This is a genomic window from Vibrio sp. Vb1554 (assembly GCF_033344235.1).
The window spans coordinates 50,385-64,571 of record NZ_JAWPOJ010000001.1 but is presented as its reverse complement, the minus strand read 5'-3'; the positions used below and the strand labels follow the sequence as shown (position 1 = coordinate 64,571).

General features: G+C 43.9%; 11 protein-coding genes. 7 read left to right on the top strand and 4 right to left on the bottom strand.

The annotated features are described in order from the left end of the window. The first annotated feature begins 118 nt into the window (after positions 1-118). Positions 119-1,729 carry an ATP-binding cassette domain-containing protein gene (locus R8N28_RS00280; RefSeq protein ID WP_065275437.1) on the top strand — a complete coding sequence of 537 codons (1,611 nt, stop codon included), beginning with the start codon at positions 119-121 and terminating at the stop codon, positions 1,727-1,729. Beyond that, positions 1,726-3,417: an ABC transporter ATP-binding protein gene (locus R8N28_RS00275; protein ID WP_017821247.1), complete on the top strand. Its 1,692-nt coding sequence runs from the start codon at positions 1,726-1,728 to the stop codon at positions 3,415-3,417. The genes R8N28_RS00280 and R8N28_RS00275 overlap by 4 nt, the downstream gene beginning before the upstream one ends. Before the next feature lie 204 nt (positions 3,418-3,621). On the opposite strand, the gene R8N28_RS00270 is transcribed toward R8N28_RS00275, so the two are convergent. Further along, positions 3,622-4,410, bottom strand: coding sequence for an AraC family transcriptional regulator (locus tag R8N28_RS00270; RefSeq protein WP_005385013.1), 789 nt, complete (start codon positions 4,408-4,410; stop codon positions 3,622-3,624). Positions 4,411-4,508: 98 nt separating this feature from the next. Here R8N28_RS00270 and R8N28_RS00265 point away from each other — a divergent pair, with 98 nt between their 5' ends. From R8N28_RS00265 to R8N28_RS00255, 3 genes are all read left to right on the top strand, one after another. Then, on the top strand, positions 4,509-5,414 hold the full coding sequence (locus R8N28_RS00265) for a DMT family transporter (RefSeq protein WP_054574462.1): 906 nt from the start codon (positions 4,509-4,511) through the stop codon (positions 5,412-5,414). A gap of 145 nt (positions 5,415-5,559) precedes the next feature. After that, positions 5,560-6,045, top strand: coding sequence for an acyl-CoA thioesterase (locus R8N28_RS00260; protein ID WP_005375279.1), 486 nt, complete (start codon positions 5,560-5,562; stop codon positions 6,043-6,045). A 171-nt stretch (positions 6,046-6,216) separates the two neighbouring features. Then, on the top strand, positions 6,217-6,462 hold the full coding sequence (locus tag R8N28_RS00255) for a hypothetical protein (protein ID WP_005375277.1): 246 nt from the start codon (positions 6,217-6,219) through the stop codon (positions 6,460-6,462). Between the two features lie 367 nt (positions 6,463-6,829). Here R8N28_RS00255 and malG read toward each other — a convergent pair whose 3' ends face one another. From malG to malE, 3 genes are all read right to left on the bottom strand, one after another. Then, positions 6,830-7,720, bottom strand: a complete 891-nt coding sequence (gene malG / locus R8N28_RS00250; protein WP_005375275.1) for a maltose ABC transporter permease MalG — start codon at positions 7,718-7,720, stop codon at positions 6,830-6,832. 12 nt (positions 7,721-7,732) lie between these two features. Continuing rightward, positions 7,733-9,307, bottom strand: a complete 1,575-nt coding sequence (gene malF, locus R8N28_RS00245; RefSeq protein WP_065275438.1) for a maltose ABC transporter permease MalF — start codon at positions 9,305-9,307, stop codon at positions 7,733-7,735. Between the two features lie 79 nt (positions 9,308-9,386). Then, positions 9,387-10,565 carry a maltose/maltodextrin ABC transporter substrate-binding protein MalE gene (gene malE, locus R8N28_RS00240; RefSeq protein ID WP_005375272.1) on the bottom strand — a complete coding sequence of 393 codons (1,179 nt, stop codon included), beginning with the start codon at positions 10,563-10,565 and terminating at the stop codon, positions 9,387-9,389. A gap of 672 nt (positions 10,566-11,237) precedes the next feature. Here malE and malK point away from each other — a divergent pair. Both malK and R8N28_RS00230 read left to right on the top strand, forming a co-directional pair. Continuing rightward, positions 11,238-12,356, top strand: a complete 1,119-nt coding sequence (malK, locus tag R8N28_RS00235; RefSeq protein ID WP_005375271.1) for a maltose/maltodextrin ABC transporter ATP-binding protein MalK — start codon at positions 11,238-11,240, stop codon at positions 12,354-12,356. Between the two features lie 422 nt (positions 12,357-12,778). After that, positions 12,779-14,179, top strand: coding sequence for an undecaprenyl-phosphate glucose phosphotransferase (locus R8N28_RS00230; RefSeq protein WP_065275439.1), 1,401 nt, complete (start codon positions 12,779-12,781; stop codon positions 14,177-14,179). Positions 14,180-14,187: the final 8 nt, after the last annotated feature.

Sequence of the window (14,187 nt, the reverse complement as noted above, 5' to 3'; positions counted from 1 at the left end):
TCAAAACATAATCCATCAACGTCCACTTCCATAGGCTTTATATGAAAAACGATAAGAGCTCAATATGCTCTACCACGTTCTCCTTATTTTCGCTTGATAGGCTAGATAAGGTGACAATATGATAAGTAAAATCAGCCAACATTACGTTACGCCTAGCTTAATGCCAGCCTTAAAGCCATCGATTAAGAAGCTTGCTTTGGGAACGTTTTGTGAAGCACTTGCCGCTGTGGCAAAAGTTGGTGCACTGCTATGCTTGATAAACCTTATCGATAAATTTGCAAACCAATGGATTTACGGTGCCATAGGACTTTGGGCGGCTAGCGCACTTGCCTCATCAGTGGGCTCGTGGTTAGTTCATGATGCCGAGTCGCAGTTTTCCACTCGATTACGTCGCCAAGTTGCTCAGCACTTGACGCGCTTGCCAAGCAAGACCATCTCTCAATATGGTGATAATCAACTGCGTCGCATAGTTTCCGAAGACATCAGCACGCTTCACCACATGGTTGCGCATTTGCCTTCAGAACTCGTGACATTCATTGTCGTACCCGCAACTTCTATTTTTATCATGTTGAATCTCACAGGTCCGGTAGCGATGCTTACTCTGCTCCCTGGTCTAATTGCATCATTGTACTACCTACTCTTTTTACCTAGGTTCGCCGCTAAACATGGCAAAGAGCGCATGACAATAATGGGTGATATCGTTACCGCAGTAAACGACTACACAAGAGGTATCCGAGTAAATCGAATTTACGGCACGCAAGCAGGAGCACTCGACAGCTATAATGATGCCACAAGACGCTTTACTCACGGCATAGTGAAATGGGTTGGTAGCGTTGCCCTTCCAGCAGCAATTGCTACCGCATTACTTCAAGCGGTTTCGACTTTCGCAATGGCCTATACCATTGGCTATGAATTAAGTCCCGTGGCAATGGCGTCGCTATTCTTTTTTGGTTTGGCCGTCGTATCACCCGCACTGAAGCTTGGCCATGGATTGGACTACGTTAACGCAGGAAAGAATGCTGCAAAGAACATCAGCGACTTTTTACAGCAACCACAAATAGAAAGTGGCAGTTTGAGCGCGGGAGAAAAACCGCTATCACTACAAGCATCAAATATCGTAGTGGCTAATGGAACCGTTAATATTATTGATAACTTCTCCCACTACTTCCCACGGGGTTCATTTACAGCCATCATGGGGCCTAGCGGAGCAGGCAAAAGTACGTTACTACGTCTATTAGCAGGTCAAGAAACACCTCTTTCAGGCTTCGTTACCTTAGGAGGCAATCAACTGTCTAAACTCTCTGAGATATCCCGATACTCCTCCATACGCTATGTACCCCAAGATATCGGTGTACTCAAAACTACCATTAGGCAGAATTTGAAACTATCAACGCCAAGTTCAAGTGACGACGAGCTGAACCAAGCTTTGCAACAAGCTCAATTAAAGATTGACCTCAATTCTGATGCAAGCGTGCTTTCAGGAGGCGAGCAACAACGTGTCGCAATAGCTAACACATTTCTAACTCAAGCCAACGTTCTATTACTGGATGAACCAACCAGTGCTCTCGATAAAAATACGGCCTTCACTGTGATCAGAAATCTCGCGAAGTTTGCGAAAACACAAGACAAGATATTGATCATAATTACTCACGACTCAGAACTCGCGAAACTTGCAGACACTACATTGATGCTCAACAGAAAGGCTCAACGACAGGATGAAGAAGTATGACGGCTCACAATACCCTCTATTCCAATTCGACAATTCCACAAAGTGCAAAGCACCGTCTATATCGAGTCGCTATAGGTTGGGGACTAGTTGCATTATTTGAGGCAACGGCTTACACATTTCTTGCAATATCTATTGTCGAACAAGCTTCACCATTGAACGTCATAATAGCTGCTGTTCTAACTGTGATAGTTACCGTTATTGTAACTCGTTCTGGATTTCTCTCTGGTGCGAAACTGGCTGGGGATCTTTATTCATCAGTAGGTCATTCGCTCAGTAAAGCAAAGTTAGCTTGGTTTAATGATCAGCATAGAACTCAGCTCACTCAACTAGCAGAACGAGGAATACCTGGCTTTATGGCCATTCCTGCTCATCAGCTACAAACATTTTTGCACGCTCCAATGTTACCCATATTTTTAATTATCGGTATTGGGGTCGTTGGAGGAGGTGAAATTGCACTACTCAGTGCCGTATTGTTACTAGTTGCACTGCTCGTTCAGTACAAGGCGCAAAGATACCTAAGTCGCTCAGATAGCGACCGACATGACGCAGAGCTTCAAGCGACTAAATCAACACTTGAGCTCATAGATCACCTTGAGTTACTTCGCTCAACAGCGGGGCCTGAGCGCTCAATCGAGCGTATTGAACAGAGTTGGCACGCACAAGAAGAAGCTCATTCAACTATTAATCGTAACGCTTCTATCGCAACCTTAGTATCAGGATTGGCAACGATTTTACCCCTTGCAGGTATCGCCATCTATCTCGTCTTAGAGCCGATTACTCAACCCTTATTAGCCTTGGCTTTATTGATATTGATTACCCGTGCAGCTGCACCTTTGGGTGAACTCGCGTTGGCAGGCTTTGCGATTAACGACGTAAAATCCTCAATTAAAAATTACGCTCAGTTAACGAATGTCCCTGTTCTGCCTGAGCCTAATCCTCAATTTGCAACCTCCCCCAAAAACCATAAGTTCGAACTGAACCTTGTGGGCCATTTAGATCTCTTTGAAGATGCTAGCACGGAGATCAAACAAGGTGATACCGTCGTCATCAATGGAGTCAGTGGCAGTGGGAAAAGCACTTTACTGGGCCTGTTTCTAAGGTTTGATGATCCTGACCAAGGTCTTATTTCGCTCGGAGGGATAGATCTAAAGAATATCCCTTATGACGTGCTCACCCAGCATATAGCCTATGTTGCTCAGGAACCGGTCATTTTTACTGGCACATTGGCGGATAACATTCGGTTAGGTAATCCCAATGCAAGTGATTATGAAGTTGAGAGCTTTGCAAGACACGCACAATTGGACAAACTTATTGACTCATCTCCTAAAGGAATACATCAAACAGTAGGACAAAGAGGCTCAGGGTTGTCAGGAGGTGAAAGACAGAGAGTTGCAATTGCGCGAGCTCTCATTAAAAAGGCGCCAATCCTCATTTTCGACGAAGCGACGGCAGCATTAGACGAAGCAACCGAAAAAAGTATTGCTCAACATATTCAAACATTGAACTCGACCGTGATTATTGTGACGCATCGCGATCAGAATATATGGTCACCCACATTGGAACTCACGATTGAGGGTAGAAGAGTTATAGTTGCACAGTACAACTCTACTTCCTTGAAAAGTAGGGACAAATTGGCGGCTGAAGAAACTAATAACAATCAATACTTAAATCTAAGCGGTGTCAATTGAGTTTTTTTGTCACTTTAGCACATTGTATCATCTAAAGAATCTTACAGGCATGTTGTAAAGCAATGATAATAAAGCGAATTCTCAAGGTTATAATTCTGACTCAATCTGACACAAGATAGACGTAGGTCTTTCCAATACCATCAGCTTTTCGAGTCGGTCATCATACAGCGCATTGTCAATTTTTTTAAAATAGACTCTACACTTTTACAACAATCGATTCTTGTATTGCTCCGGTGTCATGCCGGAGTATTTCTTGAACATCGCGATAAAAGGGCTAGCTTGGTTATAACCTAACGTCAGAGCGACTTCTTTCACAGTCTGCCCTTTACGCAGCAACTCCATAGAATGTAAATATCGCACACGTAAGCGCCACTCAGTAAAGCTCATGCCCAACTCACTCTGGCAATGTCTCGCTAACGTGCGTTCTGTGGTATGCACTTTTGCCGCCCACTCCGCCAAACTGATCTCATCCGTCGGCGATTCTTCTACTGCTTTTAAAATCGGTTCAAGATACTTATTGTCGGTAGTCGGTAAAAAGTGATGTTCGACTTCTTGCTTTGCAAGCTGGTCCAATAACACTTGTACCAAGCGCTTGTCTTCATCAGTTTGCGCCACATTAATGTCTCGCTGACGAAAGTCCTCAATAATAGATGACACGATTGGAGTCACTTTGATCAAGCTCGTTTTAGTTGGAAAATGCGCCGTCAATTCAGGGGCAATATTCAAAGAACAATATTCGATTGGCTTACGGTTGTAGCTAGTGTGACGAATTCCGGCGGGAACCCAAATAGCAAGATGTGGAGGTGCTAGAAATCTTGTGTCTTCTGCATCCATCTCCAGAATCCCACCGCTGATCAGTTGCACTTGCCCCCAAGGGTGGCTATGAATTCGTGTTTCTGTATTAGAGAGAAACGCTTCGAAATTCATAAATACATCTGATGGCGCACGATCGATTGATAAGGAGGGGTGAAGATTTCTGGCGCTCTTTTTCAAAATTGTCTTCCTATCGCTTACGATGTCTTTTAAGAGATACTTTTTATTATAAAGACCTGCCAGACTAGCGCCATCAATAATTGTGCTATAGGGTTCTCATGATTTATTTACTTCCGTTTTTCACCGTTATGATTTGGGGTGGTAACTCAATTGTGAACAAGATGGCTGCGAGCGCCATTGAACCAAGTGCGATGAGTTTCTACCGTTGGTTTGTCGCAATGGTACTCCTAACGCCATTTTGCCTGCCTGCAATCATCAAACAACGACACATTATTCGACCTTACTTAGCTAAGTTGGCGTTTCTTGCGTTACTTGGTATGGTTCTCAACCAGTCACTTGGATACTATGCCGGTTTAACAACAACGGCCTCTAATATGGCCCTGATCACCTCTTTAGTTCCTTTGATCAGTGTGTTTTTAAGTGTCCCATTGCTCGGTAAATCTATATCAATGTTAAGTATCGTCGGTGGTGTCATTTCGCTCGGCGGCTTGGCATTTATGCTTGGTCACGGTGATATCACTTACTTTTTACATCAAGACTTAACGCAAGGTGACAGCTTAATGCTCGTTGCTGCCATGGTATACGCGGCTTATTGTGTTCTGCTAAAACGCTGGAAAATGCCATTCAGTAGTTTGACTCTGGTTTACATGCAGGGCTTCTTTTCTGTTTTGATGCTCACACCACTTTGGCTCTCTAGTGAGCAACTGTTACCAAGCCAAGACGCGCTACCATTAATCGCTTATGCTGGTATTGCTGCTTCCATTTTCGCGCCGCTGATGTGGGTCAAAGCGATTGATTCAATTGGTGCTGATTCAAGTGCTATGTTCATGAACCTAATGCCTGTGGTTTCCGTCATACTTGCTTCAACACTAATTGGTGAGAAAATTTACGCTTACCACATTATTGGTGGGTTGTTAGTCATCTCTGGCGTTATCCTGTCGCAAGTAAAAGTAAGACAGAGAAAACCATTATCCAATTCTGAGATTGCCTCTACCGCCAATTAACATCTACACCCCAAGCCACAGAACTACGCTGTGGCTTGTCACTTCCAGCGTTCGAATAAAAGTTAAAATTTTGTTTCATTCGCTATTCCCGAAAATTCATCTTGCTGCTAAATTGGGAAAACAATAACCCATCAAGGAAAGACAGATGAGCAGTGGTCAAAGAGACATTACCCTTCGCTTTTTAGCAGAACCCAGCGACGTAAATTTTGGCGGAAAAGTGCACGGCGGCGCCGTAATGAAATGGATCGACTTGGCAGCGTACGCCTGTTCTGCAGCGTGGAGTGGTAAATATTGCATTACCGCATATGCTGGCGGCATTCGGTTTGTTGCTCCGATTCATGTCGGCAACTTAGTCGAAGTTAGCGCGAAAGTCATTTATACCGGACGAAGCTCAATGCACATTGCGATTGACGTGCAAGCTAGTGATCCAAAGCAAATGAAAAACAGACTCACCACTCACTGTATCGTTATCATGGTTGCTGTAGATGAAAACGGAAAACCAACCGATGTACCGAAATGGATTCCAGAGTCAGATGAAGACAAAGCCTTAGAGCAATCCGCTATCCGTCTTATGAACATGCGTAAAGAGATTGGGGAAGAAATGGAAGCACACGTTAAATACCTCAAGTAACTGGCATCCGTTAAGAACGCTATTAAGTACCTCAACGTTACCTAGACCCAGAGTGTGGAGCAACATCATGGTTTTGCCATTTGTTTCACGCTCGCCCTTCTCTGTCATAAATCCTTCACCTAGCTTTGCTTAAATCCATCCATTATTTTAGAGTTGGATAGAGTTTGGATCTTGAGACTAAAAGAAACGACCTTAAGTGAAGAGACGTTGACCAATTTAAAAGCGGTCGAGTACCAGTGGGTGAGAACCATGTACGTCGAGGGGTATAACGAAACAGAAATTAATCATTACATTCAAACTTGCTTTGGCGGTGACGTTACCTTTGCTAATCTATTTCGTCGCGTCGCACTGCAGCAAGAAAGCTTGTACACGCTGCTTCAATACGTTGGATGCGCACCTTCCAGCCGAGAGTTTTAATCTCTTCCTTCCCTACCTCAATTTAGCTTTTTACTAAGCTCTAGTTATTTATGTGAAGTGCTACGCAGGGCATTATTCAAGCCCTGTGTAATCCATTGCAAAGCCGCTAATCTCTATCTACTTATTGCAAAATTGCCTTTAACAGGCATAAAAAAACCTGAGTCTAAACTCAGGTTATGGTTACAAAAACTGTTAGTGATTGAATCGTAAGGAACTAAGCTAACAGCCAGCTATGCGTAACGCTAATAAAAGCCAAGATATTACTGATCGGCGGCCAAACCAAAATTGTAATATCCGTGCTAAGTATAAGGGCGACCATGTGGTCGCCCTTTTCTAGTTATTCTTATCAATCTCAGACCACAAGAGATTATCCTTTCACACCACCAGCGGTTAGACCACCAACCAACCAGCGCTGCGCAAGTAAGAATACGGCAGTGATTGGCACTGCTGAAAGTACAGCAGCTGCGGCAAAGTCACCCCACAAGTAGTTTTGTGGATATAGGTATTGCTGCATACCCACTGCAAGTGTGTACGAGTCTACATCAGAAAGCAGTAGTGACGCTACAGGAACTTCACCAATTACCATGATGAACGACAAGATGAAGACTACCGCTAGGATTGGCACAGACAGTGGCAGCAATACCAAACGGAATGCTTGCCATGGTGTAGCACCATCAAGAGCCGCCGCTTCTTCTAGAGACGAGTCAATACTTTCGAAGTAGCCTTTAATGGTCCAAACGTGCAGTGCGATACCACCTAAGTAAGCGAAGATCAGACCGCCATGCGTGTTCAGACCAAGGAAAGGAATGTACTGACCCAGTTTGTCGAACAACGCGTACAGAGCAACCAATGCCAACACTGCAGGGAACATCTGGAAGATCATCATCGCTTTAAGAATGGTGTTCTTACCTTTGAACTTCATACGAGCAAACGCGTAAGCCGATGTGGTTGATAGCGCCACGATTAGGATTGCAGAAATACCACCCACTTTTACAGAGTTCCACAGCCATGTCATTACTGGGAATGGTGGCGGTGTAACTGTACCGTCTGGATTAGTCACCGAGAAACCTAATGCCAATTTCCAGTGATCAAGTGTTGGGTTGTCTGGGATCAGGCTACCCGTTGCAAAGTTACCTTCACGGAATGAAATCGCGATGATCATCAGTAAAGGGAAAATAATCAGTGCCAAGAATGCCCACATTGCAATATGAGTAGCCCAAACACGATACTTTAATGACTTACCTTGTACCATTGCCATTGTAATTTCTCCTTAGTCCTGAGCTACTTTAGTTACGCGTAGGTTGATAAGTGCCAATGCGCCAACCAATAGGAAGATAAGCGTTGCTACCGCACTTGCTAGGCCGAAGTCTTGACCGCCAGCACCTTCGAATGCGATTCGGTAGGTGTAACTTACTAGTAGGTCGGTGTAACCCGCAGGCTCTGATGTACCAATCATATTTGGACCACCGCCAGTCAACAACTGGATAAGTACGAAGTTGTTGAAGTTAAATGCAAAACTCGCGATCAACAATGGTGTTAACGGCTTCAACATCATTGGTAGTGTGATACGTGTGAAGTTCGTGACAAAGTTCGCACCATCAATGGCTGATGCTTCATATAAATCGTCTGGAATCGCTTTTAGTAAGCCCATACACAAAATCATCATGTAAGGGAAACCAAGCCAAGTGTTAACAATTAAGATCATGGTTTTCGCCATGAACGGATCAGAGAACCAAGCCGGGCTAATGCCGAATAAGCCTTCCAACAACATGTTGATCTCACCAAAGCTTTGGTTAAACAAACCTTTAAAGATCAAGATAGAAATAAACGCCGGAACTGCATAAGGCAGGATTAGCAACAAACGGTAAACTGAGCGACCTTTAAGTGCTTCCCACTGAACCACACTGGCAAGGACAAGACCAATAACAAGCGTAAATAATACGGTTAGCGCAGAGAAAACAATGGTCCAGATAAAGATACTGATAAACGGCTCTTTGATACCATCATCTTTCCAAACACGCTCAAAGTTGTGGGTACCAATGTTCACCACGAAACCTGGTGACACTGTGCTGCCAACAAATTGACCGTTTTCATCGACAGGCTGGTAGTAACCTACTTCCATATTTGGACGTAGCGTTTCTTCAGTCCGGTTGTTGTAAAGCGTTTCACCATCTTCTTGTAATGTGTACAAAGGCACAACTGCAGCAAATTTGCGCAGCCCACTCATGCGGATATCATCACCACTTGGCAAATGTAAATCGACACTGCTCAACGCACTGCGGTTCTTAACAATCGCCTTGATTGATTCTTTTTCACCCGTTACTTCTTCAATTGGTGAAAGATCAAACTCCGATGCTGAAAGGTTATCAAACTGAAAAGTCGGGCTTGCAAGTAGCTCACCATCTTTTTCAACCACAAGTTGATGGCCTTGCTCCGTTTTATACAAAGTGAACGGGTAGCTATCACCACTTTGGTAAGTTCGGTCCAAAAGTACGTTCTGAGCGCGATCAAAAGAGAGTTGGTTTTTCGCGCTATAGTTGGTAAACGCCAAACCTATGGTGTACGCCAAAGGAAAAAGAATGAAAAGGATCATCCCTGCTATACCAGGGTAGATGTAACGGTGTGCGTACGTCTTTTTGCTACCAAAGATGAACAACGCTAAAGCGGTAAGAATGAGCGTAAGTAGTGCAAACGCAATCTCACCGCGAGAATACATAAGGATTGTTGCGTAGCCATTGATGATGCCGACTGTGCCTAAAAGTGACCATTTCATGAACACTTTTTTGCTGCTCGGAAGGCTGGCTTCTGGTGCTGTCATAGCATTTGTACCTTGAACTGACTGCATAGGGAACCTGCTAGCGAATATAGAATAAATATAGAAAAGTAAGGAGGAGTTACCTCCTCCTTAAAAAGGTCTTACTTAATTATTTAGTCATTTGTTTTTCTGCATCTGCAAGAGCTGCATCGACAGTTTGACGACCGTCAACTACGTTGATGATTGCGTTCTTAGCCGCACCCCAGAATGCGTTCATTTGAGGGATATTTGGCATGATTTCGCCGTTCATCGCATTGTCCATTGTTGCAGCGATACGAGTATCTGAATCTAGCTCACGTTGGAACGAGTTAAGCGCTACCGCACCTAGAGGCTTATCGTTGTTAACCATACGTAGGCCATCGTTTGTTAGTAGGTAGTTCTCAATGAACTCAACTGCTAGGTCTTTGTTTGGAGACGCAGTGCTGATACCAGCTGTTAGAACACCAACGAATGGCTTAGAAGATTGACCTTGGAACTTAGGTAGCGTAGTCACGCCGTAGTTAACGCCTGACTTCTCAATGTTGCCCCAAGACCATGGACCGTTGATCGTCATCGCTGTTTTGCCTTGGTTGAACGCAGACTCAGACACGGAGTAATCCATATCCGCAGAGATTACGCCTTTATCAACTAAGCCTTTTACGAAGCTCATTGCGTCTTTAACGCCTTCTTTCGCGATACCAGCGTCTTTAACATCGTAACCTTCAGAAGTGTATTTGAACGCGTAGCCGCCATCAGCCGCCATTAGTGGCCAAGTGAAGTACGGTTCTTTTAGGTTCCACATGATTGCAGACTTGCCGTCTTTTTTAAGTTTTGCATCTAATGCTGCAACCTCTTCCCAAGACTTTGGTGGGTTTGGAACTAAGTCTTTATTGTAGATTAGAGATAGAGACTCAACCGCAACTGGATAGCCGATCAATTTGCCGTCGTAACGTACTGCATCCCAAGCGAAATCAACGATACCTTCTTGAATATTCTTAGAAGGTTTAATTTCTGCTAGCAGGCCAGCTTCTGCGTAACCACCGAAACGGTCGTGAGCCCAGAATACGATATCAGGACCGTCGCCAGTCGCTGCAGTTTGAGGGAATTTGTCTTGAAGGCCATCTGGGTGAGCCACAGTCACTTTAATGCCTGTGTCTTCTTCAAATTTCTTACCAACTTCAGCAAGGCCGTTGTAGCCTTTATCACCGTTGATCCAGATAGTAAGTTGTCCTTCTTCGATGGCAGCATTAGCACCAAAAGAACCCAAAGCAACAAGAGTACCTAGTGCTACAGCGCTTAACTTTTTCATGTTCGTATCCTTTTTATATTTTTGATGTAGGGCTAGTCCATTGAGGTTCAGCCGTATTTCGACATATATCATCTGAAATAATCCAATATGTCTCATCCTCCTAATCCCTACGCCCTTACAATTATGACGTATTTTCGTGATCTAAATCGCCAAGGGTAAGAGACTCAAATCACAAAATGGATAGTTCCTGTGATCGGTTTCAACTTTAGGTGGTGCAATAATGTGATTTCCGACCAACTGCTTTCTTCCTCCTCCTTTTTTACTCCTCCCTTTCTACTCCCCCTACAATTATTTCTATTAGGAGGATGTCGCACTACGAACAATCTTAGAAACTGCAGTCATCCAAGAGTGGATGGTAAGAACCCTTTCCCAGCAGTGCCTACGTATTAGGAAAAAGATTTGCTGGTTTTGCATTGCCAGACGAGTGGAATGTCATTATTAGTGTTGTTTGTGGTAATTATTTCACGGGGGAGACAATACGAATAATGTGGGGGAGAGAAACTCGTACTTGGCTATGATGGGTAGCACTTCTATTCAGGACATTTTATTGAAGTGCTACCCTACTTTTCTTACCAACCGCAAGAACTTACCGATTCCTACTGTTACTGCTCGCTAGATAATTCATATAATGATGAGCGGTGAATAATAAAAAATTGATCGAGGACGAGCTACATGGCGAGTGTCACGTTAAAAAATGTTTGTAAAGCGTATGGCGACGTACTGATTTCTAAGAACGTAGACCTAACAATCAACGAAGGTGAATTTGTTGTTTTCGTAGGTCCATCAGGTTGTGGTAAATCTACCCTTTTACGTTGTATTGCCGGTCTTGAAGACATTACTTCAGGTGATTTGTATATTGGTGACCAGCGCATGAATGACGTCGAACCATCCAAACGTGGTGTTGGTATGGTATTCCAGTCTTACGCTCTTTACCCGCACCTTAACTTATATGACAACATGTCATTTGGCTTGAAACTAGCAAAAGCAGACAAAGCAGAAATCGACAAGCGTGTTGAACAAGCAGCAGAAATCCTACAACTAGGCCACTTGCTTGAGCGCCAACCAAAAGCACTTTCTGGTGGACAGCGTCAACGTGTGGCGATTGGCCGAACATTAGTATCGCAGCCAAATGTATTCCTTCTAGACGAGCCACTATCAAACTTGGATGCGGCACTGCGTGTAAACATGCGTGCACAAATTACTAAGCTACAACGCCAACTTGGTTGTACCATGATCTACGTAACGCACGATCAGGTAGAAGCGATGACAATGGCAGATAAAATCGTTGTACTAGACGGCGGTTATGTATCGCAAGTTGGTAAGCCGCTTGAGCTTTACCATTACCCACAAAACCGCTTTGTAGCTGGCTTTATCGGTTCTCCGAAAATGAACTTCATGAGCGTATTCATTGATGAAGTAGAAGCAGAGCGCGTCAAAGTTCAACTATCTAACGGCGTATCTTTCTGGATTCCGGTGGATGGTACAACAGTTAACCGCGGCGACCGAATGTCTTTAGGCATTCGCCCTGAGCACCTATTATCCGCTTCTGAAGCTGATGCAAGTATTCACGGTGAAGTGATGATTGTTGAGAAGCTAGGTAACGAAACTCAAGTATACCTAAACCTAGAAGGTGCGGACGCCGACGTTATTTTCCGTCAGCCTGACACGCTTGCAGTCGACACTGGCGATAAAATCGAGATCGGTATTCCAGCTCATCGTTGTCACCTGTTCCACAGTGATGGTCGCGCATGCCGCCGCCTATACAAAGAAAACGGCGTAGAAGTCGAATAATTCATTCGTCCTTACTCAAAAAAATCCCTCTCAAGTGAGAGGGATTTTTTTATCTTAATAAATATCAGCAATTCGATACTAAATCATTAATCGTGAACGAATCAAATCACCCGTTTCTTCTACCCTCACATAAACCATTGTCTTTGTACTGATACTTCATTTTTAATACTTTTCCTCATTCCTCATAAGTAAGTACCAGCTTTTTCCTAACCCGCCAAACTTAGCCAAAGGGCTAAATATCATTCTTATTTCCACTTACCTCAACAAAGCAAATTTTTACACTTATCAACGAAATTACACGTGACAAAAAACTCAGCAGCATTCCACAGAATGCTCTGTGCACTAACTACTAATAACGTTCACGACACGGCAATTGGGGAAGACACCCAAGGGCGGTAGCGTGTCAGAAGGGAAACTGAGTCATGAAACAAAAAGGACTTATCCGCTCTCATGAGATGGAGTTCGCTTTTTTATATCGCATCTCAGATCTTGCTGTCATCGTCTCTTTTATGCTGCTTTTAGTGTTCAAAGACATGAATACTGCGATGGGGAAAGATTACGTCATATTGGCTTTCGTTGGAGGCATCTCTTTTCTATTTATGGCAGAAAGCGGCAATCTGTATCGCTCTTGGCGAACCAGTTCGTTTAAAGAGCAGATGTTTATTGTCTGTGTTTCTTGGGCGGTGACTTCTGCACTTATCTTTATTGTGCTGTATTTTTCTGAAGTCCATACCTTATTTGATAACACAATTTTAGTGCTGTGGTTTGCGATTACGCCCGCTCTGCTCTTAGCATGGCGAGTAACATTCCGTACCGGATTAGCCTATTTGAGAAAAAAAGGATTCAACACTCGCACTGCGATCATCATCGGCCAAACTCCTCACGGCATTACCCTAGCTAACGAAATTCAAAACCACACAGAACACGGCGTGCTTTTTGATGGCTTTTACGACGAACGATCTTCCGGCAGATTGCCAAATTCTGATTATCCTATTAAAGGAGCTGTTGACCACGCCCTTGAGCGAGCTAAAAAAGGGGAAGTAGATTACGTCTATATCGCGATGCCAATGCACGCAAAAGAGCGCATTGCGTCACTTCTTAACCAATTCTCAGATACCACCGCAAATACGTATCTGATTCCCGACTTCTTCACTTATAACCTTTTACATTCTCGTTGGGCGCAGATCGGCCAAGTTCAAACACTAAGTGTCTTTGATACACCTTTTGCTGGAATTTCTTCTTGGGTAAAACGGTTTGAAGACATCTTGTTTTCGAGCATTATTTTGGTCTTAATCGCCCCTATTCTATTCGTCATTGCGATTGGCATTAAGGCAACGTCTAAAGGCCCTGTCATCTTTAAACAACATCGGTACGGTCTTGATGGACGCAAGATTGAAGTCTGGAAGTTCCGTTCAATGACAACCATGGATCAAGGTTCCAACGTGAAACAGGCGACAAAGAACGATCCTCGTATTACGCCTTTTGGCGGATTTCTACGTCGCACCTCTTTGGACGAACTACCTCAATTTATCAATGTACTGCAAGGGACCATGTCTATTGTTGGTCCACGCCCTCATGCCGTGGCGCACAATGAAGAGTATCGCCAGATTGTTGACCGATACATGCTACGTCACAAAGTAAAACCAGGCATTACTGGCTGGGCGCAGATTAATGGTTATCGCGGCGAAACCGACACCTTAGAAAAAATGGAAAAGAGAGTCGAATTTGATTTGGATTACATCCACCACTGGTCGGTTTGGATGGACATCAAAATCATCTTTATGACCGTTTTCAAAGGCTTCACTGGTGCTAACGCTTACTAAGGTTGAGA

Coding starts and splice junctions, on each gene's coding strand:
- R8N28_RS00275 (WP_017821247.1), top strand. CDS start 1,726: ATGACGGCTCACAATACCCTCTATTCCAATTCGACAATTCCACAAAGT.
- R8N28_RS00260 (WP_005375279.1), top strand. CDS start 5,560: ATGAGCAGTGGTCAAAGAGACATTACCCTTCGCTTTTTAGCAGAACCC.
- malG (WP_005375275.1), bottom strand. CDS start 7,720: ATGGCAATGGTACAAGGTAAGTCATTAAAGTATCGTGTTTGGGCTACT.
- malE (WP_005375272.1), bottom strand. CDS start 10,565: ATGAAAAAGTTAAGCGCTGTAGCACTAGGTACTCTTGTTGCTTTGGGT.
- malF (WP_065275438.1), bottom strand. CDS start 9,307: ATGCAGTCAGTTCAAGGTACAAATGCTATGACAGCACCAGAAGCCAGC.
- R8N28_RS00265 (WP_054574462.1), top strand. CDS start 4,509: ATGATTTATTTACTTCCGTTTTTCACCGTTATGATTTGGGGTGGTAAC.
- R8N28_RS00280 (WP_065275437.1), top strand. CDS start 119: ATGATAAGTAAAATCAGCCAACATTACGTTACGCCTAGCTTAATGCCA.
- malK (WP_005375271.1), top strand. CDS start 11,238: ATGGCGAGTGTCACGTTAAAAAATGTTTGTAAAGCGTATGGCGACGTA.
- R8N28_RS00230 (WP_065275439.1), top strand. CDS start 12,779: ATGAAACAAAAAGGACTTATCCGCTCTCATGAGATGGAGTTCGCTTTT.